Source organism: Pseudoalteromonas sp. Ld20, assembly GCF_045064175.1.
In the GTDB taxonomy this organism is placed as follows: domain Bacteria; phylum Pseudomonadota; class Gammaproteobacteria; order Enterobacterales; family Alteromonadaceae; genus Pseudoalteromonas; species Pseudoalteromonas neustonica.
This window is the reverse complement of the sequence record NZ_JBISHB010000024.1, coordinates 108,707-131,250: the sequence shown is the minus strand read 5'-3', so window position 1 is coordinate 131,250 and position 22,544 is coordinate 108,707. Positions and strand designations below refer to the sequence as shown.

The following is a 22,544-nucleotide window of genomic DNA, read 5'->3' as shown; positions in this document are numbered from 1 at the left end:
CCAAACACACGCTGCCCTTCGGGGTTCTTCCTAGGGGCGTGAGCAGGACGCGGAAGCTTTGCTCGACTTTTACTTAGCCCACTAGGTTACAAATCTCGCGCCGCGATTAAATCGCCCCTTGTTGGAACAAATTTTAATCCTGAAAGGTCAACACGCCCTTACAAGCAGAAAAGGAATTCTGCTTGTAATCAATAATTTTTCTGATAACTTAAATTAGTCACAATAAAAGTGCAGGGAATGCATGACCCCACAATTCGACTATATAACCCGTAGACGCTTTAATTTTATTGAACTTATTATTCATTGGGAAGGGCGGTTAACCACAAATCATTTGCAGCGGCATTTTCTCTTACTTTCGGAGTCGGTTTGAATGGATGACTTCAATCTCTGTAATTTAAATACAAAAGCAACACTGCAGGTTGCGATTGCCCACCCAAGCTTTACTGATCTTGCCCATCAGTCAGTGTGCACGCATTTATTTTCCGTCAGTAAAATCGCGGAAAATATCGCTAAAAAGTTTAATTGCGAAGATGCTGCTGCATTAATTGGTCTATTACATGATTTTGGCAAATACAGTGGTGCATTTCAGCGCTATATGCAGATCATCATTAATGAACTGTTAGGCCATTATGACCCTGATTTAGATGGTGCAAGCGCAAAACAATTAAAAGGTTCTATTGACCATTCAACGGCGGGAGCACAGTGGATCACTAAGGAGTTACAAGGGCATTTACTACCGGTTTGTAAAGATGATCCTAGTATACAAATATATGCATTGGCTATTTTGCAAATACTTAGTTTATGCGTAGTTTCGCATCATAGTGGTTTAATAAATAATTTGCCTGAGCCGACAGGCGGCTTTACAAAAAGAATGTTGAAAAGTGAAGATGAAGCGCATTTTACTGAGTGCGTAAAAAATGCAGATGTAACTGTTATTGAAAAAGCGCAGCAAATAGCAACAAAGCAATTTTTGCTTAACAGCAGCATCCACTTAAAAACATTACTTGGCGCTTATAGTTTAAGCGCTGTAGAGCATGATTTTTATTTAGGGATGTACACTAAATTGCTGTTTAGCAGTTTGATAGACGCAGACAGAATTGATAGTGCTGATTTTGAAAACCCAGCTAATAAACCTGAACGTAATCAAGTTGCTGATTGGGGAAATGCTTGCAAAAAAATTGAGGGTTTTATAGCACAATTTTCATCCAAAGGGCCCATTGATGGTGTACGTGCAGATATATCAAATAATTGTTATGCCCGTGCATGTGAACCACAAGGTATATATAGCCTAACAGTGCCTACTGGGGGCGGTAAAACATATGCCAGCCTTCGCTTTGCTTTACACCATGCTAAAAAACATAACCTTGATCGCATTATATACATTATTCCTTTTACCTCTATCATCGAACAAAATGCCGATGCAATACGCAAGGTGCTTGATGATGAAAATAAGCAAAGTTGGGTATTAGAGCATCACTCAAACTTAGAGCCTGAATTACAAACTTGGCGCTCAAAGTTAGCTGCCCAAAATTGGGATCGTCCAATTGTGCTAACGACCATGGTGCAGTTTTTAGAAAGTACATTTGGCAGTGGTACACGAGGGGCAAGGAGACTTCACCAAATGAGTAATGCAGTCTTGGTATTTGATGAAATACAAACTTTACCTATTCGCTGTGTGCACTTATTTAATAACACCATAAATTACTTAACTCGTTTTTGTAAAACAACTGCAGTGATGTGTACGGCTACTCAGCCTTTACTTCACCAGCTCCCAAATGAGAAAGCAATGTTAGGGCAATTAGCGTTAACGCTGTCCAACGAATTAACCCCAGATATTACATCACTTTATAATTTACTTGAACGTGTACAAGTAAAAAACTTAATCCGTGATGATGGCTGGTGTGAGAGCGACTTAACAGAGTTAATAATTGAACAACTTCACTCCGTGCCAAGTTGCCTTGTTATTGTTAATACTAAAGACTGGGCAAAACGCCTTTTTATAGCATTACAAATGCAAGTCGATGAGCAAGTCAGTGTGTATCACTTGAGCACCGGCATGTGTGCCGCACATAGAAAAACTATGCTAGCTGATGTCAAAGCAAGGCTGGCAAATGGTTTACCAACGCTATGCATCAGCACCCAATTAATTGAAGCCGGTGTTGATGTCGACTTTTCCTCTGTGGTGCGCTTTATGGCTGGGCTTGATTCAATCGCTCAAGCTGCAGGACGCTGTAATCGTCATGGCTTACGCGAAAACGCCAAAATGATTGTGGTAAATCCGGATAAAGAGAATATCGGCATGCTACACGATATTAAACTCGGGATTGGCGCAACGAAACGTATATTTGATGAGTTTGACGAGACACAATTACTTTCTCCTCAAGCAATGACTCGTTACTTTGAATATTACTTTTATGAACGTGCAGGTGAGATGCCATACAACATCACAAAATCAGGGTTTACCAAAGGCACACAAACATTGTTAGACCTTTTAAGCCGTAATAAAAACAATATTAGTGACTCACCATTTCCTTTAAAACATGCGTTTATGGATGCCGCAAAAGCATTCAAAGCAATTGATGCACCAAGTAATTCAGTTATCGTACCTTATAACGACGAAGCTAAAACCATCATTACCGAATTGTGCGCGCTCGATACCCGCTTTAATGCTGCTGAATACCGAGTACTATTAAAACGCAGTCAAAAATACAGCGTTAATTTATTTCCAAATGTATGGGCTAAGCTGGTGGATATACAGGCTGTTTATACAATAGGTAATGATGAGCAAGTGTATTATCTGTTAGACGAGTTTTATAGTAATGACTTTGGTTTAAGTACAGAAACAAGTAACACACAAGAACATTTTATTTTATAAGGGACAAGCAAAGCTGCTTGTAACAACAAGGAGAACTGAGTGAAAAATAGCATTAGCTTTCGATTATGGGGAAGGTATGCATTATTTACCGATCCAATCACTAAAGTGGGTGGTGAAAAGTGCTCATACCATATACCCACTTACGAGGCTATAAAAGGTGTACTTAAATCCATTTATTGGAAACCCACCTTAATATGGCATGTTGATAAAGTAAGGGTAATAAAACCGTTACGAACACACACAAAGGGCACCAAGCCACTAAATTGGGGCGGCGGCAATACGCTCGCATTCTATACCTTTTTACATGAGGTGGAATACCAAATTGAAGCACATTTTGAGTGGAACGAACATCGCCCAGAACTTGCAGCGGATAGAGTTGACGGTAAGCATTTTTCAATAGCAAAACGTATGATCGAAAAAGGTGGTCGCCAAGATATATTTTTAGGTACTCGAGATTGCCAGGGATATGTTGAACCCTGTGTATTTGGTGATGGGGAAGGTGCATACGATCAGATTGACGAACTTGGCTTTGGCTTAATGTTTCATAGTTTTGGTTACCCAGATGAAACGGGAAACAATGAGTTAATTAGTCGGTTTTGGCATGCACACATGAAATATGGCGTAATCGAATACCCTAAAACGCAGGCGTGCCCTATAACGCGGTTTGTCAAAGAAATGCAAGCAAAGCAGTTTGACTTAGATCAGAACTTGCAACCAGTCATGCAGCTGGAGGCACAATTATGAGTTGGCTTACAAAACTCTATGAAACCTATGAACAGGCAAAAATACGCTACGATGATTTACCTATTGATCAGCAAGTAATGCCAATCAGCCATACACTGCAAAATGCACATGTGCATGTAGTAATTAACGATAAAGGTGAATTTTTAAGAGCACAAGTGTTAGAAAAAACGCAAGTAGTATTACCTGCCACAGAGCAATCAGCAGGTAGAAGTAGCGGCTTATGTGCACATGCTTTAGCCGACAAGATACAATATGTAGCTGGGGATTACGCTGCATTTGGTGGCATAAAAAAGCCGGGTTTTGATTTGTATTTAACCCAGTTACGTAATTGGGTTGCATCCGATTTTAAACATAGCGCAGTGCAAGCAATACTTAATTATGTTGAAAAAGGCCAATTAGTTAAAGATTTGATTACTGCAAAAATAATGTATGCTCATGATAATCAACTTTTAACAATGTGGCTGGATGATGGGGAAGCACCTGCATTATTTAAAGTGCTACCAAAAGAAAAAGGTCAACTCGATCAAGGCTCAGCGCTTGTATGTTGGAGTGTTGAAACCAAAGGCATCGCGCAAAGCAAAACATGGTTGGATGAGACAATCCAACAATCCTGGATTGACTATGAGAGTCAAAAAAGTGATGAAAAAGCATTGTGTTTTGTTACTGGAAATGAACAAGTTATTGCGACTAATCACCCTGCGAAAATTCGCCACAGTGGTGATAAAGCAAAGCTAATTTCAGCAAATGATACCAGCGGTTTTACGTTTAGAGGAAAATTTTTAACCGTTAATGATGCTGCTAATGTTAGTTTTGAAGTGACCCAAAAAGCACATAATGCATTGCGTTGGCTGTTAGCCAAGCAAGGCTATAGAACAGGCGAACAGGTTTACCTTGCATGGGCTGTATCAGGAAAAGAAACGCCTGCTCCTACAGAATTAGACTTTATGAATTTATTTGCCAATTCAGAGGAAGTTGATCATCAAAAAAACTTAGGAGAGAGTTACGCCGACCAGTTAAACCGCTATTTCTCAGGCATGATTGGCCATAATAAATCAGGAGCCGATGAAAAATTGGAAGCCAACGAGCAAATTGCATTACTAGGTTTAGATTCAGCAACACCAGGGCGAATGGGCATTATTTATTACCGAGAAACCATTGCTCAAGAATTTATTGATCAGCTCCATAATTGGCAATTGGACTTAGGCTGGTGGCAGCGTGTGAAAAAGAATGAAAAGGCCACGTGGTTGCCGTGTGCACCGAGTTTATACAAAGTACTCGATGGCGTATATGGCGATGTTTTAAAGTCATCTGACACACTAAAAAAGAATCTTGTCGCACGGCTTTACCCCTGTATTGTTGAAGGGCAACCCATTCCTATCGACATTGTAAATAATGCTTTTCAGCGGGCAACTAATCGTGTTGCTTATAAATCAGATCAAACTTGGCTGTGGTTACAAAACCTAGGTATTGCGTGCGCGTTGTACAAAGGGTATTGCAAGCGTACAGCAAATCTAATACATAAAAAGGACTATAACATGGCATTACAAGAGACTTATGCCTCACGTGATTATTTATTTGGCAGATTGTTAGCGACAGCAAATAAAATTGAACAAGTGGCACTTTCGATTGGCGAAGGTAATAGGCTTACCACAGCAGAGCGTTATATGAACCGTTTTGTAAGTAAACCAGCTGCTACATGGTTAACTATTTCAACTGCTTTACAGCCATATCAGCAACGATTACATAGTCGTTATCGTGGTTACGATATTGCAACAAAACAATTAATTGCAAAGATCACCGATATGTTTGAAATCGATGAATTCACATCAGATAAAAAACTATCACCGGAATTTTTACTTGGTTTTCACAGCCAAATGTTGTGGTTAGAACAGCATAAAGTAGTTGAAGGACAGTGGGTAAATAAAGCTGACTCTGAATTATTAGCAGAAGAACAACCAACACAAATTTTATAAAAGGATTATCTAATGAGTTTATCTAATAAAATCGACTTCGCAATTATTTTTAAAGTACAAAATGCTAATCCCAATGGCGATCCTTTAAATGGCAATCGCCCACGCACAGATTACGATGGCTTTGGTGAAATTACCGATGTGTGTTTAAAGCGTAAAATCCGTGATCGCTTACAAGAATCAGATGAAAGCATTTTTGTTCAATCAGATGAGAAAAAAAACGATGGCATGACAAGTCTTCGTAATCGAGCTGAATCAGATGATTTTGGACTTGGTAAAGACACCTTTAATAGCAAAAAAACGCCAGTGGATGAAGCTGCCAAAAAGTGCTGTGAAAAGTGGCTTGATGTACGTGCTTTCGGACAAGTGTTCGCGTTTAAAGGTGCTAACAAAGACGGCGTTTCTATTCCTATCCGTGGGCCTGTGACGATTCAAAGTGCATTTAGTTTAGAGCCTGTAAGTATCACGAGTACTCAAATCACCAAAAGTGTGAGTGGTGAAGGCGATGGCAGTAAAAAATCATCAGATACCATGGGAATGAAACACCGCGTTGATAGTGCAATATACGTTACTTTTGGCGCAATGACGCCACAGCTCGCAGAAAAAACAACATTCAGTGATGAAGATGCTACAAAAATAAAAGAAGTACTTACTAAGCTGTTTGAAGGTGATGCATCATCAGCACGTCCAGAAGGTTCTATGGCAGTTTCACATTTAATATGGTGGCAACATAACTCTAAGTCAGGGCAATACTCATCTGCTAAAGTACATCAAACATTACGCGACCATATTCAACAAGGTTTACCGCTGGATACATCAGCATTAAATGACTCATTAAAACCAGCGCTACCTGACCTTGATACTCAGGTAATAGAAGGGTTCTAAAATATGCATGAGGCCCGCTTGATTTCTATTTCGGCCCTACAACATTATCTATTTTGTCAGCGTCAATGTGCGCTGATCCATTTAGAGCAAGTATGGCAAGAAAACTTTTTAACGGCGCATGGTCGCCAATTACACGAAAGGGTAGATCACGGTGGGCCTGAAACACGCAAAGGCATAAGATTTGAAAGAGGAGTAACGGTCAATGCACCGAAATTGGGGTTAACGGGAAAACTTGATTTATTAGAATACCAAGCGTCAAATAATCAATTTACACCCGTTGAATATAAACGCGGCAAGCCTAAAGCCAGTAACATCGACAAAGTACAGCTGTGTGCACAGGCATTATGTATAGAAGAAATGCAAAGTGTAGAAGTTCAACACGGTGCGCTGTGGTATTGGCAAACACGTAAACGTCTTACTGTAGACATTGATGAAGCATTACGTTTGCAAACCAAAACGCTGATTTCAGATATTCAAACCATGTTTTATAGTGCTAAAACACCACCCCCAATATTTGGCAAGCATTGCAAAGCATGTTCTTTAAATGAAATCTGCCAACCCGAGCTCATAACTAAAGACAGCTCATCGCGTTATATTACGGGTTTATTTAACATGGATGATGAATGAAAAAATTACAAAATTGTTTATACATCACAAAGGATGGGGCTTATTTGCATAAGCAACGAGACACCTTGTTGATAGAGCAAAAAATCGCCGGTAAAAAAGAGAAATTATTACAAATCCCCATCCACTCTATCGGTAGTATATTTTGCTTTGGCAATATCATGGTATCACCACAACTACTTGGGTTTTGTGGTGAGAGTGGTACACACTTAGCTTTTTTTGATATGCATGGAAAGTTTTTGGCAAATGTTGTCGGCAAACAAATGGGAAATGTATTACTCAGACGCCAACAATTTAGTATTCAAAATGAACCGGCGCTCTATATTGCTAAAACTTGTGTAGGGGCTAAAATTCGCTCATCTCGGGTATTATTAATGCGACATAGGCGAAATCATGGTGACTCAGTAAAATTAACCAAAGCAATAGACCGACTTAAACAAATCATTGCTCAGTTACCCCACACAAATGAATACCAAACGGTATTAGGGCTAGAAGGCGAAGCCGCATCGCATTATTTTGCAGTGTTTGGCGAACTAATAAAGTCAAATAAAGAGAATGTACTATTTAAAAGCCGCAGCCGTAGGCCTCCCAAAGATCCAGTTAATGCCGTACTTTCACTACTTTACTCAGTACTTGGGCAGGAAATAAGTGGCGCATTACAAGGTGTAGGTCTTGATCCTCAAATTGGCTTTTTACATAAAGAACGACCTGGACGCAACAGTTTAGCATTAGACTTACTTGAAGAATTTCGAGCGAGCATTGTCGATAGCATCACCATTAAGTTATTCAACAATAAGCAACTTAGTAGCAAAGATTTTACTCAAGATGCCGTAGGCGGTTTTACACTCAAAGATGATGCAAGGCGATTGGTCTTTCAGGCTTATCAAGAAAAAAAGCAAGAAGAAATAACGCACCCTTTTTTAGGCGAAAAAATACAAGTTGGGCTCCTACCTCACGTACAAGCTATGTTGCTTGCACGTCATATTCGTGGTGATTTGGCTAAGTACCCAGCTTATTATGTGCAAAAATAATCACTCAGATAAATTCATTTATAAGGAAATAGTACAATGATGATATTAGTAACTTACGATGTTTCTTTTGAAAATGAAGGCGGAGAAAAGCGCTTACGTAATTTAGCTAAAGTGTGCTTAGACTATGGTATGCGAGTTCAATACTCTGTTTTTGAATGTGAGGTTGACTCAACGCAATGGCTTATTTTCAAAGAAAAGCTACTTTCAATCTACGATCCTGATGTTGACAGCCTAAGGTTTTATAAATTAGGTAAAAGTTGGCAAAATAAAGTCGAGCATTATGGTGCAAAAGTAGCTATAGATATTTTTAGAGATACATTAATTTTATAAACCTGCGCTACCCCCTTTGTTCTCATTAAAAAGTGGGGACCTTAGCGATTATTTAAGCTCTTTGAAAACAAGGAATTTATTATAAGTAACATAGTAATGATTGTTTTATTACTATGTTACCTATGCGGTTAGCGACATATTATTAATTATGCTAGGCTAGCTATGCCTTTTATTTAAGGCAGTCGCGCCTCACGCAGGCGCGTGGATTGAAACTTTTTTATTCCTGCAAATCCGAGCGCGCTATTTAGTCGCGCCTCACGCAGGCGCGTGGATTGAAACTATGAGTTGATGATTTTATTAATTGATCACCTTTGGTCGCGCCTCACGCAGGCGCGTGGATTGAAACAAGTTGCATCTAAAATCGCCAGTGCTGCAAGTGGTCGCGCCTCACGCAGGCGCGTGGATTGAAACCTGTAGGTTTACCTTACGGTGCAACTGATATTTGTCGCGCCTCACGCAGGCGCGTGGATTGAAACCGCTCATACGTTTTGTAAATGTTGACTTTGAAAAGTCGCGCCTCACGCAGGCGCGTGGATTGAAACATAAATGGTTCACCGATTGTTACATCAATGATAAGGTCGCGCCTCACGCAGGCGCGTGGATTGAAACCTCACTCTATAAACCAATCACTTAAAGATAACTTGTCGCGCCTCACGCAGGCGCGTGGATTGAAACCGGTGTGGGATCTACTTTCAAAAGTCACAGGTAAAAGTCGCGCCTCACGCAGGCGCGTGGATTGAAACCAGACGATCGTGCTTGCTTTGTTTGGGGTTTTTCGTCGCGCCTCACGCAGGCGCGTGGATTGAAACCAAGAGCGTAGGCTTGAGTCGCGGCATGAATCAAGTCGCGCCTCACGCAGGCGCGTGGATTGAAACTGCAAAAGCTTGATGAGTTGCGTCATTACTGTGGTCGCGCCTCACGCAGGCGCGTGGATTGAAACATTAGAATAGCTCTTAAACTTGACATTATCGACAGTCGCGCCTCACGCAGGCGCGTGGATTGAAACTTGATATATCAACATCATCTGTTAATCTCCAAGGTCGCGCCTCACGCAGGCGCGTGGATTGAAACTAGACAAATCTATTGCGGTACGGGCAGATGAGAGTCGCGCCTCACGCAGGCGCGTGGATTGAAACGTGGAAATAAGGATTAAATTATGGCTTTACCAGGTCGCGCCTCACGCAGGCGCGTGGATTGAAACCGCATTTAATAACGGGTGGTAAACTGGCTTTAGCGTCGCGCCTCACGCAGGCGCGTGGATTGAAACTATTTCGGGGGAAAGAAGCAGTACGCATCAGATGTCGCGCCTCACGCAGGCGCGTGGATTGAAACTATAGCGTTGATTCATGCCGCGACTTAAACCCAGTCGCGCCTCACGCAGGCGCGTGGATTGAAACTGACTCTCTGAAAGTGTTGAAATATGTACTGTTGTCGCGCCTCACGCAGGCGCGTGGATTGAAACCGTGCTTGGGTTGCTCACGAATATGATTGTACAAGTCGCGCCTCACGCAGGCGCGTGGATTGAAACTAAGAATTTGAAATTACAATGTTTTAAAAGTCGGTCGCGCCTCACGCAGGCGCGTGGATTGAAACGATAACTTGATACATATTTGCATCTAAATCGCCGGTCGCGCCTCACGCAGGCGCGTGGATTGAAACACTGAAGCCTAGCGTTGTTACTTTGCTTGAGTTTGTCGCGCCTCACGCAGGCGCGTGGATTGAAACATGTAAGATTCTGCAATGTCAGACATGCGTCTATGTCGCGCCTCACGCAGGCGCGTGGATTGAAACAAGTAGTATTACATCATTTGGATTTAGTATGTGATGTCGCGCCTCACGCAGGCGCGTGGATTGAAACGCTTGGTCTGTTGCTAAATCTATATTAGATAATTGTCGCGCCTCACGCAGGCGCATGGATTGAAACCTCTCATCCGTTTTGTAAATGTTGATTTTGAAAAGTCGCGCCTCACGCAGGCGCGTGGATTGAAACTCAATAGCTTTTTTGACACTGGAAAAAAAATTGAGGTCGCGCCTCACGCAGGCGCGTGGATTGAAACTCACTTGCAGCCGTTGTAGTAACAGCTTGGTCAGGTCGCGACTCACGCAGGCGCGTGGATTGAAACCAGAGCTTGAGCAAGAGCCTGAATTATAGCTATGTCGCGCCTCACGCAGGCGCGTGGATTGAAACTCTAAAAAAGAACATTATCTACAATTTGAAGATGTCGCGCCTCACGCAGGCGCGTGGATTGAAACAGATAACAGCTCTCGAAATTGGGGGCGCTTTTACGTCGCGCCTCACGCAGGCGCGTGGATTGAAACTTCTTTTAGCTCTTTACCTTTTAAGCCTTCATCAGTCGCGCCTCACGCAGGCGCGTGGATTGAAACGAATAATAAGTAAGCAATGTCATTATCTTTGAGTGTCGCGCCTCACGCAGGCGCGTGGATTGATGCTTTTCGTTCACTGCCGCACAGGCAGCTTAGGTGACGATGGACCGAAACGATTTACCGAATAAACAGTGCAGCCTGAGGAGGTGAGGTCATGGATGACCGATGTAACCAAGCTCCATGGATGGATTTACACGCTAATGTTGGTTCAACGTTAGTTCACTGCCGCACAGGCCGCTTAGGTGACAATGGACCGAAACGATTTACCGAATAAACAGTGCAGCCTGAGGAAGTGAGGTCATGGATGACCGATGTAACCAAGCTCCATGGATGGATTATAAATCGTTAGCTTAGCGTGATTATTCGGGGTTTCTCGCGCTAAAGCACGACCTACGCTACTGGTATTTAGGTGATGAGTGATCGATGTAACCAAACTCCATGGATGGATTATAAATCGTTAGCTTAGCGTGATCATTCGGGGTTTCTCGCGCTAAAGCACGACCTACGCTACTGGTATTTAGGTGATGAGTGACCGATGTAACCAAGCCCTTGGATGGATATAAATCGTTAGCTTAGCGTGATTATTCGGGGTTTTTCGCGCTAAAGCACGACCTACGGTACTGGTATTTAGGTGATGAGTGATCGATGTAACCAAGCTCCATGGATGGATTTACACGCTAATGTTGGTTCAACGTTAGTTCACTGCCACGCAGGCAGCTTAGGTGACGATGGACCGAAACGATTTACCGAATAAACAGTGCAGCCTGAGGAAGTGAGGTCATGGATGACCGATGTAACCAAGCTCCATGGATGGATTATAAATCGTTAGCTTAGCGTGATTATTCGGGGTTTCTCGCGCTAAAGCACGACCTACGGTACTGGTAGGTGATGAGTGACCTGTGTTACCAAGCCCTTGGATGGATTGTAAATCGCTAGCTTAGCGTGATTATTCGGGGTTTCTCGCGCTAAAGCACGACCTACGGTACTGGTATTTAGGTGATGAGTGATCGATGTAACCAAGCTCCATGGATGGATTATAAATCGCTAGCTTAGCGTGATTATTCGGGGTTTCTCGCGCTAAAGCACGACCAACGCTACTGGTATTTAGGTGATGAGTGACCGATGTAACCAAACCCTTGGATGGATATAAATCGCTAGCTTAGCGTGATTATTCGGGGTTTCTCGCGCTAAAGCACGACCTACGCTACTGGTATTTAGGTGATGAGTGACCGATGTAACCAAGCTCCATGGATGGATTATAAATCGCTAGCTTAGCGTGATTATTCGGGGTTTTTCGCGCTAAAGTACGACCCGCAATATACATGGTTTAGGTTGTGAATTAATATCATTGTTGATGATTTACTTTTGATTCAATCTATCTGCTGAACTTGGTTTCGGCCTGCATTTTTGGCGTTGTAGAGTGCTTTGTCTGCGGCGCTAATCATGGTTTGTGGTGTTGTATCTTTACTTACAAAGCAGGTATGGCAACCAATACTTAAAGTAAGTTGTGGTGAAATGTCAGAGTATAAGTGCGGGATATTCAACTCATGTATTCTTTGCTGTAATAAGTCAGCAAACTGTAGGCAGTGCTGTGTATCAATACTCGGGAGAATAATGGCGAATTCTTCACCGCCATAACGGGTTGCTAAATCACCTTGGCGTTTACATTGTGCTTGCAGTGCTTGGGCTACTTGCCTTAATACGTCGTCACCTTTTTGGTGGCCGTTATTATCGTTGTATAACTTAAAGTAATCTATATCGCAGATGATTAAACTGACGGGCTGCAAGGTGCGTGTTGCTCTTTGTATTTCATTCGTTAAAGTTTGATCAAAACAGCGTCGGTTGGCTATGCCGGTCAGGCTATCGATGTTTGCTTGAAGTTTAAGTTCTTGGTTTGCAATTAACAGCTGATGTTGGGTTTGTTCTAAACGTTGTTTATAAACAACATTTTTAAGTGCATTTGCAATTATTTCGCCTACTAACTTTATGCGTATTAAATCAGTATTAGTCCAATTATGTGCTTTGCTAACGCAATCACAGCCTATAAAGCCAAATAGTGTATTGTCTGACCGTAGGCCAATGCATAAAACCGATTTAATGCCTTCAGATTCAAACTCTTCTCTTTCTGCGGCCGCCTGAACGGGTAACAGGCTTACGTTAGGCACGTTAAATACGTGTTTTTCGTTCATAGTTTTAAAAAAGTAAGGCAATGAGTTTTGTGGAATATTTTGTAATTCATCTTTAAAGGGATTGATGTTGTTATTAACCCATTCATGGGTATTACTCATTTCTTTGCCATCGTTACTAAATTGAAACAGGTAGCTGCGATCAGCATGACAGAATGTGCCTATGGCCTCTAAAGCGCTTTCAATTTGTTGATCTAGGTTTTCAGTTTGAATATCAATTAATTGAGCTGATATTTTCGCGATGACCTCATCAAAATCAGCTTGATTATCAGGTTCATACTGCACTTCAAAAATAAGTGCGATAAGGTTTTGTGCAATATAGCTGTAACGAACGTTTATATTTTGTCCGTTTTCAAGATGGATTGGTGGCTTAACGCTTGAAGGTAAGCTGGTATCTAGTGTCTCAAAAAGATGTAAATGGGATAAGGCATCATGTGCAGAAGTAACTAAAGCGGGGATCCCTAGTAGTGTTTGCGCTGATGGGTTGGCAAAAACAGAATCAGTGCGCTGATCAAATAACGCTATTGTTATGGGCAAAGCCTGGAGTGCATGCCATATGTCTTTTACTGAATCTATTGTACCTGTAGAAGCGTTGTTCACTGGTTTCCCTAACGTCTTGTTAACACTTTTAGCTTAACGTGAATTGAATGAGAATGGTACTTTTTTGTTTAAATAGCATAGTTACTTAAATTGCTGCGAGATTGCTGTGGGTTAGTACTAAGTTTTTAGTGCGTTTAGTCATAGGAAGTATTACAATTGATATTGTATATCATTACTCTTTCCTGCATCTTTAAAAATGATGACTCTTAGCACCATTAAGCATAGGTAAAAACCGCTTTTCATGACCGATATTACAACTCACAAAGCTTCCAGACGTCGATTACTAATAGCATTAGCTATCACATGTTCTTTTATGGTCATTCAAGTTATAGGGGCTTACTATGCTAATTCTCTCGCTGTTATGGCTGATGCAGGGCACTTATTTGTACATAATAGTTCGTTATTTATCGCGCTTATCGCCTCGAGTTTAGCTATTCATTTAGCAAAAAACTATAATGATGGATATCAAAAAGCAGAGTTAAGTGGTGGCTTGTTAAATGGGTGTCTTTATTTAGCAATTAGCATGGTTATTTTGTTTGAAGGGGGGGAGCGTTTTTTACATCATCATGAGGGCCAAGGCGCACCTGTAAATAGTTATTTGATGTCTGTAATAGCCGCAACGGGCTTTCTTTTTCATGGCGCTGCTGCGTGGGTTTTATATAAAGGGCGCAAAGCAAGTATTAATGTTTATGCCGTTTTCTTACATTCGTTCTTTGATTTAATTTCGACGGTGTCTACTTTTATTGCCGGCGTATTGATTTACCTTACTGGCTGGACAGTGATTGATATACTTTCAAGCATGTTAATCGCTTTGTTTGTGATGTTTACCGGTGTAAAAGTGATTATTAGCTGTGTTAAAGGGTTATGGCTCAATAAGGCTAAATTGCCTGATGTAGGCGATATTGAAAGTGCGATAAGCAAAGTTGAGCACGTTGAAAATGTACACAATGTAACTGTCATTAGGCGCGAAAAAGAGCTTGTTGTTGGTGCGCACGTTGTCTTAAAACAACATTGTACAAAAGAAAAACACGACGAGGCGTGCCGATTAAAGGTGGAGCAATTGCTTGCGCAACAATTTAATGTGGTTACCAGTGTACTGCAAATTGAAAGTAATGGTTGTACGCACTAAATTAAATGGACTTATTTGCTTGGCAAAACGGGTTTTTTCTTTTACTTTTATTAGTATGGATCTTTGATAGGGTAAGCCTTTGCCGATTTTTCAGCAACGATATTTTGCTTTTAGTTGTTCAGTAGTACTGGGTTTACTTGCAGGGGCTGTTAACTTATTACCTTTTTGGTTTTTAGACAGCTCTGAATTTTTGTTTGGTCAATTTTTTGTTGTTCTTACATTATTGTGCTTTGGCTTACGTTATGCCTTGCTCACATGTGTATTTAGTGCCGCATTTATATTTTATCGTTGGGGGCATTGTTGGCCATCACTTGTCTTTACTGGCGAGGTAATATGGCTTTACTTTTTTTGTTGTCGCAGCGCTAAACCTTTATTTGTTAGGGGCCTTGTATACTGGTTACTAATAGGTACACCCCTTTTAGCTGTTTTTGGCTATTTTTTTGTGAAGCTCCCAGCCTTAGAAATTGCCACAGCTTTAGTTAAATATTTTTTAAATGCTGCCATTGTTTTAAGTGTGATTGATTTACTTAGCTTCTTCTTTTTAAAAAAATCTTGGCAAACTCGCGACCTATCCCTGTACAAAATTCTTAATTATATCGTTAGCTTACTTATTATATTGGTGGTGATTTTAACAACTATCGTGCTTACGAATAATCACTACTCGCGTATTGAATATGAAGTTAAATCGCAATTAGGAGAAAAATCGAAAGATATTGCGGCCAAAATCGATTTGTATCTGAATGACTATCGTCGAGGCGTAGTGCTTACCGCAAAAGCAATTGAGCAAGGAATTGATGAGGAGCTTGCGCTGAAGCATTTAATGGGGCTGTACCCAAACTTACGTTCTTCAATTGTGAGTGATAATAAGGCTATTGCACGTATTTTTAATCCAATGAGTTTAAAAGAAAGCTTAAAAGATGATGCCCCCTCTATTGCCGATCGCGATTACTATATAAAAGGCAAAGACTCACCTAAAGGGTATATTTCAAATATATTTAAAAGTCGGGGATTAGGCAATGTGCCTATTGTTGGTGTGTCTGCTCCTATTTACAAAAATAGCGAGTTTCAAGGTATTGTTGAAGGCTCACTTGTTTTTGATTTTTTCTTTCGTTTTAGACCCATAATATTTGAAAACGACGGTGAGTTGATTGTTTTAGATGCGAGTAAACAAGTTGTATTTAGCACATTAGGCGATCACTATCCGGTATTGAATCAATTAAGCTCAATACAACTAGATGCTTTACGTGGTGACGAACGTGGTGTGATGGTAACAGAACTTGATGGAGAGCAGTATTATGTGCAATCTTATCTATCGGAGCAGCAAGGCTGGTATGTTGCAACATTATTGAAGCGAAAATATGCAAATTTAGTTGCAGCAAGCGCATGGGGACAGTCTTTATTTTTAGCATTAGTTGTGATTGCTTTGATCAGCATTTTTATAACTCAATTGAGCCGTTGGCTAGTGAGGCCAATAAAGCAGTTATCAGCCCAAATAGATGAGTTTGAGCCCACGGCAACGGCAACAGCCATCGATAATTCTTATAATTCATGGCTTGAAGTGTTTAGTTTGCAGTGTCAATTTGCAACACTTGCATTTAATTTGACGTCAAATTTTAGAGATTTAGAGCAAGTAAATAATGAAAATGAAGCACTAAATCAGCGTTTAAAAAACTTTAATGTGAGCTTGGAATTTCAAGTAAACGAAAAAACAGATGAGTTGATTAAAGCGGTTGCGCTGGCGAATAAAGCAAGTCAGGCTAAATCGCAATTTTTAGCAAATATGAGCCATGAAATACGCACTCCACTTAATGGTATTATTGGCCTAACAGATATATTACTTAAAAATAAAGCAATAAACCAAGAAGGTAGTGAGCACCTTCAAATGATTCAACAAAGCGCAAACAATCTTTTACTGATCCTAAATGATATTTTAGATTTTTCTAAAATTGAAGCTGGCGCACTGAAACTCGATACAAGATCAGTCGATTTACATCAATTGTTAAATCAACTGACATTAGTATTTACCAATACAGGACTGCAAAAAGGCGTTGCTTTTACATTAGAGATTTCTGCCAATGTACCTCAAGTTATGGAGCTCGATCCTCTTAGGTTAAGTCAAATTGTGAACAACGTGCTTAATAATGCAGGTAAATTTACTAAAAGCGGTAAAATTGAAATGTCAGTTTCATATTTTGACGGAACGTTATCGTTGTCAATTAGTGATACGGGAATTGGTATTTCGGAAAAACAACAAAGTCAGCTATTTAAAGAGTTTACGCAGGCCGATATATCAACCACACGGCAATATGGTGGCACTGGGCTGGGGCTGGCTATTTGTAAGCGAATCGTAGAATTAATGGGCGGCAATTTAAAACTAAAAAGCAAAGAAGGTGAGGGAAGTTGCTTTACAATCGCTGTGCCGGTGAAAGTCGCGCAATTATCTGAGCCGGTTAATAATGAGCAACCTGTGCCTGATTTATCTGATTTTAATGTACTGCTTGTTGAAGATAATCCAATTAATCAGATGGTTATTTCAAAAATGGTTGGAGACACTGGGTGCTCATTACATATAGCGAGCGATGGCGAAAAAGCACTTGTGTGTTTAGAGACCATGAAAGCTGACATTATTTTAATGGACTGTCAGATGCCTAATATGGACGGTTTTCAGTGTACGCGTGCGATACGAACTCACCCTGAAAAGTATGCTGATGTAATTATTATTGCGATTACAGCAAATGCGTTTGAAGATGATCAAAAACGGTGTTTACAGGTAGGCATGAATGATTTTATTGCTAAGCCAGTTGATAGAATATTGCTTTATAAGTGTTTAAATAAATGGGTCGGAAAGCTAAAATCATGATCATTTTCGGTAATTTACTAACCGCGATTAGACGTTATTAATACTAGGGCGTGTTGACCTTTCGTGATTGATTTTGCAGCAGTCTATTTGGTATTTAGGCAAGACAGCGCCTATGGTGTGTGGTTGTTCCCCATAAATAGGCGATAACGCAGGAGCAGTTATCGAGCCCGCTAGGCTACAAACCTCGCGCCGCGATAAAATCGCCCCTAGATTGAACGAATTTCAATCCACAAAGGTCAACACGCTCTAGTTGTAAACCTTAAGTTTGAGGCTATTTTATTTCAGAAGCATTCGCTTCTTTTTTAAATGCTTTGTAGTTTATCAATCACGTTATTAATGTAGTCATCACTTAATAACTTATCAGCGGTAATTGGCCGTGCAAAATAATACCCTTGTAAATCATAACAACCAATGCGGTTTAAAAAGCGTATTTGTTCGATTGTCTCAACGCCTTCAGCAATACAATAAAGGTTAAGGTTTTCAGCAAGTGTATGAATGGTCTTTAATATTGATTCATTACCACTGTCTTGACCGATTTTACGAACAAAACTTTGATCGATTTTTATCACGTCGATTGGAAATTGATTTAAGTAGGTCAAAGACGAATAACCAGTACCAAAATCATCGAGTAATAATTTAAATCCTGCATTTCTGAGTGTTTGTAGCTGCTTTGCTGCTTTATTTTTATCATCAAGTAGCGTGTTTTCAGTAATTTCTAAACGCAGTTGTACAGGCTTTATATGGTGTTGAGTGAGAATGAACAATAAGCGCTCTGTTAAGTTGGATTTTAGTATATGTACTGGCGATAAATTCAGAGATAAATAAAAACGTGGGTTAGCACGTAACAAAGGCGCTAACTCTTTAAGTGCACGGGAAAGTGCTTGTTCGGTCAGTACATCAATTAGGCCTGTTTCTTCTGCAATAGGGATAAATTTAGCTGGGGAGATAAACTGGCCTTCATGTTGCCAGCGCATCAGTAGCTCCACACCTTTGATTTTTTTACTTTTTACATTCACAATTGGCTGATAGTTATTGAAAAGTAGATCATCTTTAAATGCATCCTTTAATGCATTTTCTAACAAGAGTTTTTGTGTAATTTGGTCATTCATTTGCTCAGTAAAAAACTTAAACCCATTACGCCCAGATTGTTTAGCATGCATCATTGCGATGTCAGCATGTCGGATCAATTGATCTGCGGTTTTTGCATCAAAGGGATAAAGAGCAACACCGATACTTGCTGATATGTTAATGGCAAAATCATCAATAACAACCCTTTTAGCGAGTTCGATAGTAAGTGCTTTGACTTGTGCGCTAAGTGCCTGAGGTGAGTTGAGGTTATTTACTAAGAGCAAAAATTCATCACCACTTTGACGGCCTAAAACTCCATCGCTATCTAACATCGCATTGACTCTTTGCGTAATATCGCATAGTAGCTGATCGCCTACCGCGTGACCAAATGAGTCATTTACAGGTTTAAATTTGTCTAAATCTATAAATAACAATGCTGATAAAGTTTGACGCTTATCGGCATCTTTTATTGCCCGATTGATTTTTTGATACATCAGTGTGCGGTTAGGGAGCTTAGTTAATGGATCGTAATTAGCTAAGTACCTAAGTTCGTTTTCTGCTCTTTTTTGCTCAGTTAGATCAGATATAACCACGACATAATAACTGACGAAGTCACTGTCTTTAGCAACAGCAGTAATACTAATGTGAATTGGGTGCGATGGGTTTGTTCTGGTTTTTATGTATGCATCACCACGCCAGTTTTGTCGGGGTTTTAGTGAATTTAGTATCTTAATGTAATCGGCGTATTGTTGTTTGCCTAACGCAGCTAAAAACCCTTTTAAATTTAAAGTTGCGGGGCTTGAATCAACAGAAAAAGCATCTGCAAAACTGTTATTAACAGAAAAGGGGAGTAATTGATGATCTAAGATTAACAACCAATCATTTATTTGACTAAATGCTTCACCTAAAACCGCTGCTTGCTGCGCTGTTGCACGACTTTCTGTGATATTTGTATATATACCCGATACACGAATTGGTTTTTTATTTTCATCGGTTTCAATGACTTCCCCAATATCTTGATACCACAGCCAGTGGCCTAATGCGTGCTTTAAACGGTATGTCGCTTGCCATTGTTGCTGGTTTTTTTGTTCTAGGAATGCAGCCCAATCCAAGCTTAACTGGCGCTTGTCATCAGGGTGAATTAACGCAGTAAATTGTTCAAAACTGTGTGTATGGGGTAGGGTTTCATACCCTAGCTCGTGCTTTACTCGGTGCTGAGTGGCGCTGCGCGTTAAAAAGTTTACTTCCCACACGCCACTTTTACTGCTAGATAACGCAAGCTCAGTTTGCTGTTGCGAGTCGAGTATTTTATCGTGAGCTAGTTTTATCGTTTGTTGCCGTGATCTATATTGCCAAAAAATAATAAATAATATAAAGAGTCCAATAATAAAATAAAGGCTGATTGCAAGAGGAGAGCGCCACGGTGCGTATGCAATACTAAAATCCAGAGTTCGGGTTTTACCCATTCCAGAACCATGTATATGGTATGCGGAAATGGATAATTGATAATCGCCAGGAGGGAGTTTAGTAAAAAAAACATTATTATTTTTTATTTTTTCATAACTAAAAGGGCTTGGGCCTTGTAAAGACACTTTATAGTGTGTTTTGTCTATATGCTGAAAATTAAAATTCGAAAAACTGACTTCTAAACCCATATCTTCGGAGTTTAATTGTAGCGGTTGTTCACTATATTTTAATGGGTGGTAGTCGAGTGGACGAGAAAATAACGATATATCAGTAATTTCAGTTGTAATATTTTGTTGGTCACTTGGTACAGATAAAAAATCTTGCGGGGCTAAAGTTAACAACCCTAACGTTGTGCCAAATGCCAGTCTCCCATCACTTAACTGAGTATGTGAATCAACATTGAATTCATTAACGGTTAAACCATCACTAACAGTGTAAGTATCAATTTGCATTGAACTTAAGTTGAGCCGGTACAAGCCATTTTGACTACTTACCCATAAAAAACCAAAAGGATCTATCTGTAAAGCGAAGATCGATTTTGTTTTTAGACCGCTGGCGAGATTGACTCTGTATTTTTCTTCATAGGTATTAGCATCTAAGCCTATTAAGCCTTCTTGAGAAGAAGCAAGCCAAAGGATATTGTTATAGTCCAGTACCCAATCATCAATCGTAATATAGGAAAGCGGATTATAATTTTTAACTTCGTAGAGTAAAGTTAACCTTTCACGCTTTTCATTATAACGATAAAGTGCACCAGAGACGCTTATGAGATGATCATCAGGATAGGTATTAAGAGGTTTTAAAAATCTATGCACGTTAATAGGATCAAGTTGCTCCTTGAGGCCCCTAATGGGGCGTGTGTTACCTGTTTTACCATCGTAAATATAAAAATCTTTTTCGCTAAAAAATGCAAATGTATCTGTTTGAATTTGGTAGTAACCATATGTTGGTCCTTCGGTCAAAATATTCTGGGTGATCCCTTGCATTGGAGTTGGAAGCAGTTGTTCTGTTTGTTTATCAAACAAAGCTAGGCCATTATAAAGCAATAGCCATAAAAATCTGTTTGGTTCGTTTAGCTCGGCAGGAGCAATACCATATACGCTATATTGTCCATAAAATGCTTTTGTATCTGCTGTTGCTAGGTAAGTTTTGGTAATACCCGCTTTTTCATTAATGCGTGTTAAACCGTTATTAGTACCTAGCCAAAGTGCATTAGTGTCATCTTGAAAAACAGATAATACGACATTACTATGTAATTTATCTTGACTTGTAATTTCGATGTTATTAAAACGACGAGCAAACGTTGACCACGTAAAAACACCTTGTGAGCGAGATGCAAGCCACATTAATCCTGTTTTATCTACCATGACATCTAAAATAGTATTATCGGTCATGTTAAATTTACTTTGATCGAACCGCAGTATAAATAAGCTTTGATTAGTGTGACGGTCATATTGATATAAGCCATCTTGAGTGACAACAAACTCACCAAAGGGTGTATTTATATAATCCCAAATATTGTGATGCGGTATTAGCGTTTTTATATTTGCAAAGTCGAACTGGCTATTTTTATCGAGTGAAATGCTATAAAAGCCTTCAACAGTACCAACCATCAAACCTAATTGAGGGTCTACATGTAAGAACTTTATATTATTATTATCTTCATTTAGTTTGTCTTTGCTCAGCAGTGGGATTTTGGTGATGTGATCATCAATCAAAGATTTAGAATACAAGCCATTGCTAGTTGCTATGTAAATAAAGTTATTATGAATAGTTAATGCACGAACAAGGTGTTCAGGTTTATTTATTGAAAATGTATGTGTGAAGGTGCTGTGTTTACTATCAAACGTATAAACGTGGTCATTGATAGCGTAATAAAAAAGAGTCCCTCTTTGTTTAACCGCATTAATAGGAGAGTAACGTTTATCTTCTTCACTTAGTTTTCCTGAATAAACCTTTCTGGTGACGAGTGTTACCGGGTTAATAAGAAAAGCCCCTGAATATTCTGTTGAGACAAAAATCTCATCACTTTCGGTGGCAAATAGGAATAAAATCGATGCTTGGTCTAACCCTTGCTCACCCGTGAATGTTTTTACCTGATATCCATCGAAACGGTTGAGTCCTTGTTTTGTACCAATCCAAACAAAGCCAAGATGATCTTGTAATGTGTTGGTGACGTAACCTTGAGATAAACCCTCATCAGGGGAGAGACGTTGCAGTTGTAACGCATAATTTTGAGCATGTGAAGTAGTGCTGTATAAAATGCAGAGTAAGGCGAATAAAATGAAAACAACAATATGCAAACGCACTTATAAGGCTATCCCAATAATGAAGCTAAAATTATGTTAGTAGAATGCTAAATATAGCATAAGAATTTATAGTTTAATTAA

At 39.9% G+C, this 22,544-nt stretch carries 11 protein-coding genes and 1 CRISPR repeat array; of the genes, 9 read left to right on the top strand and 2 right to left on the bottom strand.

The window, feature by feature from the left end:
* The first annotated feature begins 370 nt into the window (after window positions 1-370).
* Genes cas3 through cas2 form a run of 7 tightly spaced genes read left to right on the top strand, consistent with a single transcriptional unit; the run spans window position 371 to window position 8,459 of the window.
* Window positions 371-2,875: a CRISPR-associated helicase Cas3' gene (cas3, locus tag ACJJVX_RS01530; RefSeq protein WP_405629725.1), complete on the top strand. Its 2,505-nt coding sequence runs from the start codon at window positions 371-373 to the stop codon at window positions 2,873-2,875.
* Window positions 2,876-2,914: 39 nt separating this feature from the next.
* A complete protein-coding gene (gene cas5c / locus ACJJVX_RS01525) occupies window positions 2,915-3,619 on the top strand; it encodes a type I-C CRISPR-associated protein Cas5c (protein ID WP_405629723.1) in 705 nt (234 codons plus the stop codon).
* A complete protein-coding gene (gene cas8c / locus ACJJVX_RS01520) occupies window positions 3,616-5,592 on the top strand; it encodes a type I-C CRISPR-associated protein Cas8c/Csd1 (RefSeq protein WP_170174483.1) in 1,977 nt (658 codons plus the stop codon). The genes cas5c and cas8c overlap by 4 nt, the downstream gene beginning before the upstream one ends.
* Window positions 5,593-5,604: 12 nt before the next feature.
* Entirely contained in the window at window positions 5,605-6,474 is an 870-nt protein-coding gene (gene cas7c / locus ACJJVX_RS01515; protein ID WP_170174484.1) for a type I-C CRISPR-associated protein Cas7/Csd2, read from the top strand.
* A gap of 3 nt (window positions 6,475-6,477) precedes the next feature.
* Window positions 6,478-7,101, top strand: a complete 624-nt coding sequence (gene cas4, locus ACJJVX_RS01510; RefSeq protein WP_405629719.1) for a CRISPR-associated protein Cas4 — start codon at window positions 6,478-6,480, stop codon at window positions 7,099-7,101.
* A complete protein-coding gene (gene cas1c / locus ACJJVX_RS01505; protein WP_405629716.1) occupies window positions 7,098-8,129 on the top strand; it encodes a type I-C CRISPR-associated endonuclease Cas1c in 1,032 nt (343 codons plus the stop codon). The genes cas4 and cas1c overlap by 4 nt, the downstream gene beginning before the upstream one ends.
* Before the next feature lie 36 nt (window positions 8,130-8,165).
* Window positions 8,166-8,459: a CRISPR-associated endonuclease Cas2 gene (gene cas2 / locus ACJJVX_RS01500; protein ID WP_170174487.1), complete on the top strand. Its 294-nt coding sequence runs from the start codon at window positions 8,166-8,168 to the stop codon at window positions 8,457-8,459.
* A gap of 181 nt (window positions 8,460-8,640) precedes the next feature.
* A CRISPR array of direct repeats spans window positions 8,641-10,910; the repeat unit is 32 nt; unit sequence GTCGCGCCTCACGCAGGCGCGTGGATTGAAAC.
* A 1,304-nt stretch (window positions 10,911-12,214) separates the two neighbouring features.
* Here the strand turns inward: cas2 and ACJJVX_RS01495 are convergent.
* Complete coding sequence (locus ACJJVX_RS01495) at window positions 12,215-13,630, bottom strand: diguanylate cyclase domain-containing protein (RefSeq protein WP_405629714.1); 1,416 nt, start codon at window positions 13,628-13,630, stop codon at window positions 12,215-12,217.
* A gap of 241 nt (window positions 13,631-13,871) precedes the next feature.
* On the opposite strand from ACJJVX_RS01495, the gene ACJJVX_RS01490 reads away from it, so the two are divergent.
* Together ACJJVX_RS01490 and ACJJVX_RS01485 are read left to right on the top strand one after the other, a co-directional pair.
* Complete coding sequence (locus tag ACJJVX_RS01490; RefSeq protein WP_054205008.1) at window positions 13,872-14,759, top strand: cation diffusion facilitator family transporter; 888 nt, start codon at window positions 13,872-13,874, stop codon at window positions 14,757-14,759.
* Window positions 14,760-15,201: 442 nt separating this feature from the next.
* The gene (locus tag ACJJVX_RS01485) at window positions 15,202-17,619 is read left to right on the top strand and encodes an ATP-binding protein (protein WP_405629710.1); all 2,418 of its coding nucleotides are present in this window, start codon (window positions 15,202-15,204) and stop codon (window positions 17,617-17,619) included.
* 302 nt (window positions 17,620-17,921) lie between these two features.
* On the opposite strand, the gene ACJJVX_RS01480 is transcribed toward ACJJVX_RS01485, so the two are convergent.
* Window positions 17,922-22,463, bottom strand: coding sequence for an EAL domain-containing protein (locus ACJJVX_RS01480; protein WP_405629708.1), 4,542 nt, complete (start codon window positions 22,461-22,463; stop codon window positions 17,922-17,924).
* Window positions 22,464-22,544 lie beyond the last annotated feature (81 nt).

Excerpts from the sequence above, each read along its gene's own strand:
- cas4 (WP_405629719.1), top strand. The coding sequence starts at position 6,478 with ATGCATGAGGCCCGCTTGATTTCTATTTCGGCCCTACAACATTATCTA.
- cas2 (WP_170174487.1), top strand. The coding sequence starts at position 8,166 with ATGATGATATTAGTAACTTACGATGTTTCTTTTGAAAATGAAGGCGGA.
- cas3 (WP_405629725.1), top strand. The coding sequence starts at position 371 with ATGGATGACTTCAATCTCTGTAATTTAAATACAAAAGCAACACTGCAG.
- ACJJVX_RS01490 (WP_054205008.1), top strand. The coding sequence starts at position 13,872 with ATGACCGATATTACAACTCACAAAGCTTCCAGACGTCGATTACTAATA.
- cas7c (WP_170174484.1), top strand. The coding sequence starts at position 5,605 with ATGAGTTTATCTAATAAAATCGACTTCGCAATTATTTTTAAAGTACAA.
- cas1c (WP_405629716.1), top strand. The coding sequence starts at position 7,098 with ATGAAAAAATTACAAAATTGTTTATACATCACAAAGGATGGGGCTTAT.
- cas8c (WP_170174483.1), top strand. The coding sequence starts at position 3,616 with ATGAGTTGGCTTACAAAACTCTATGAAACCTATGAACAGGCAAAAATA.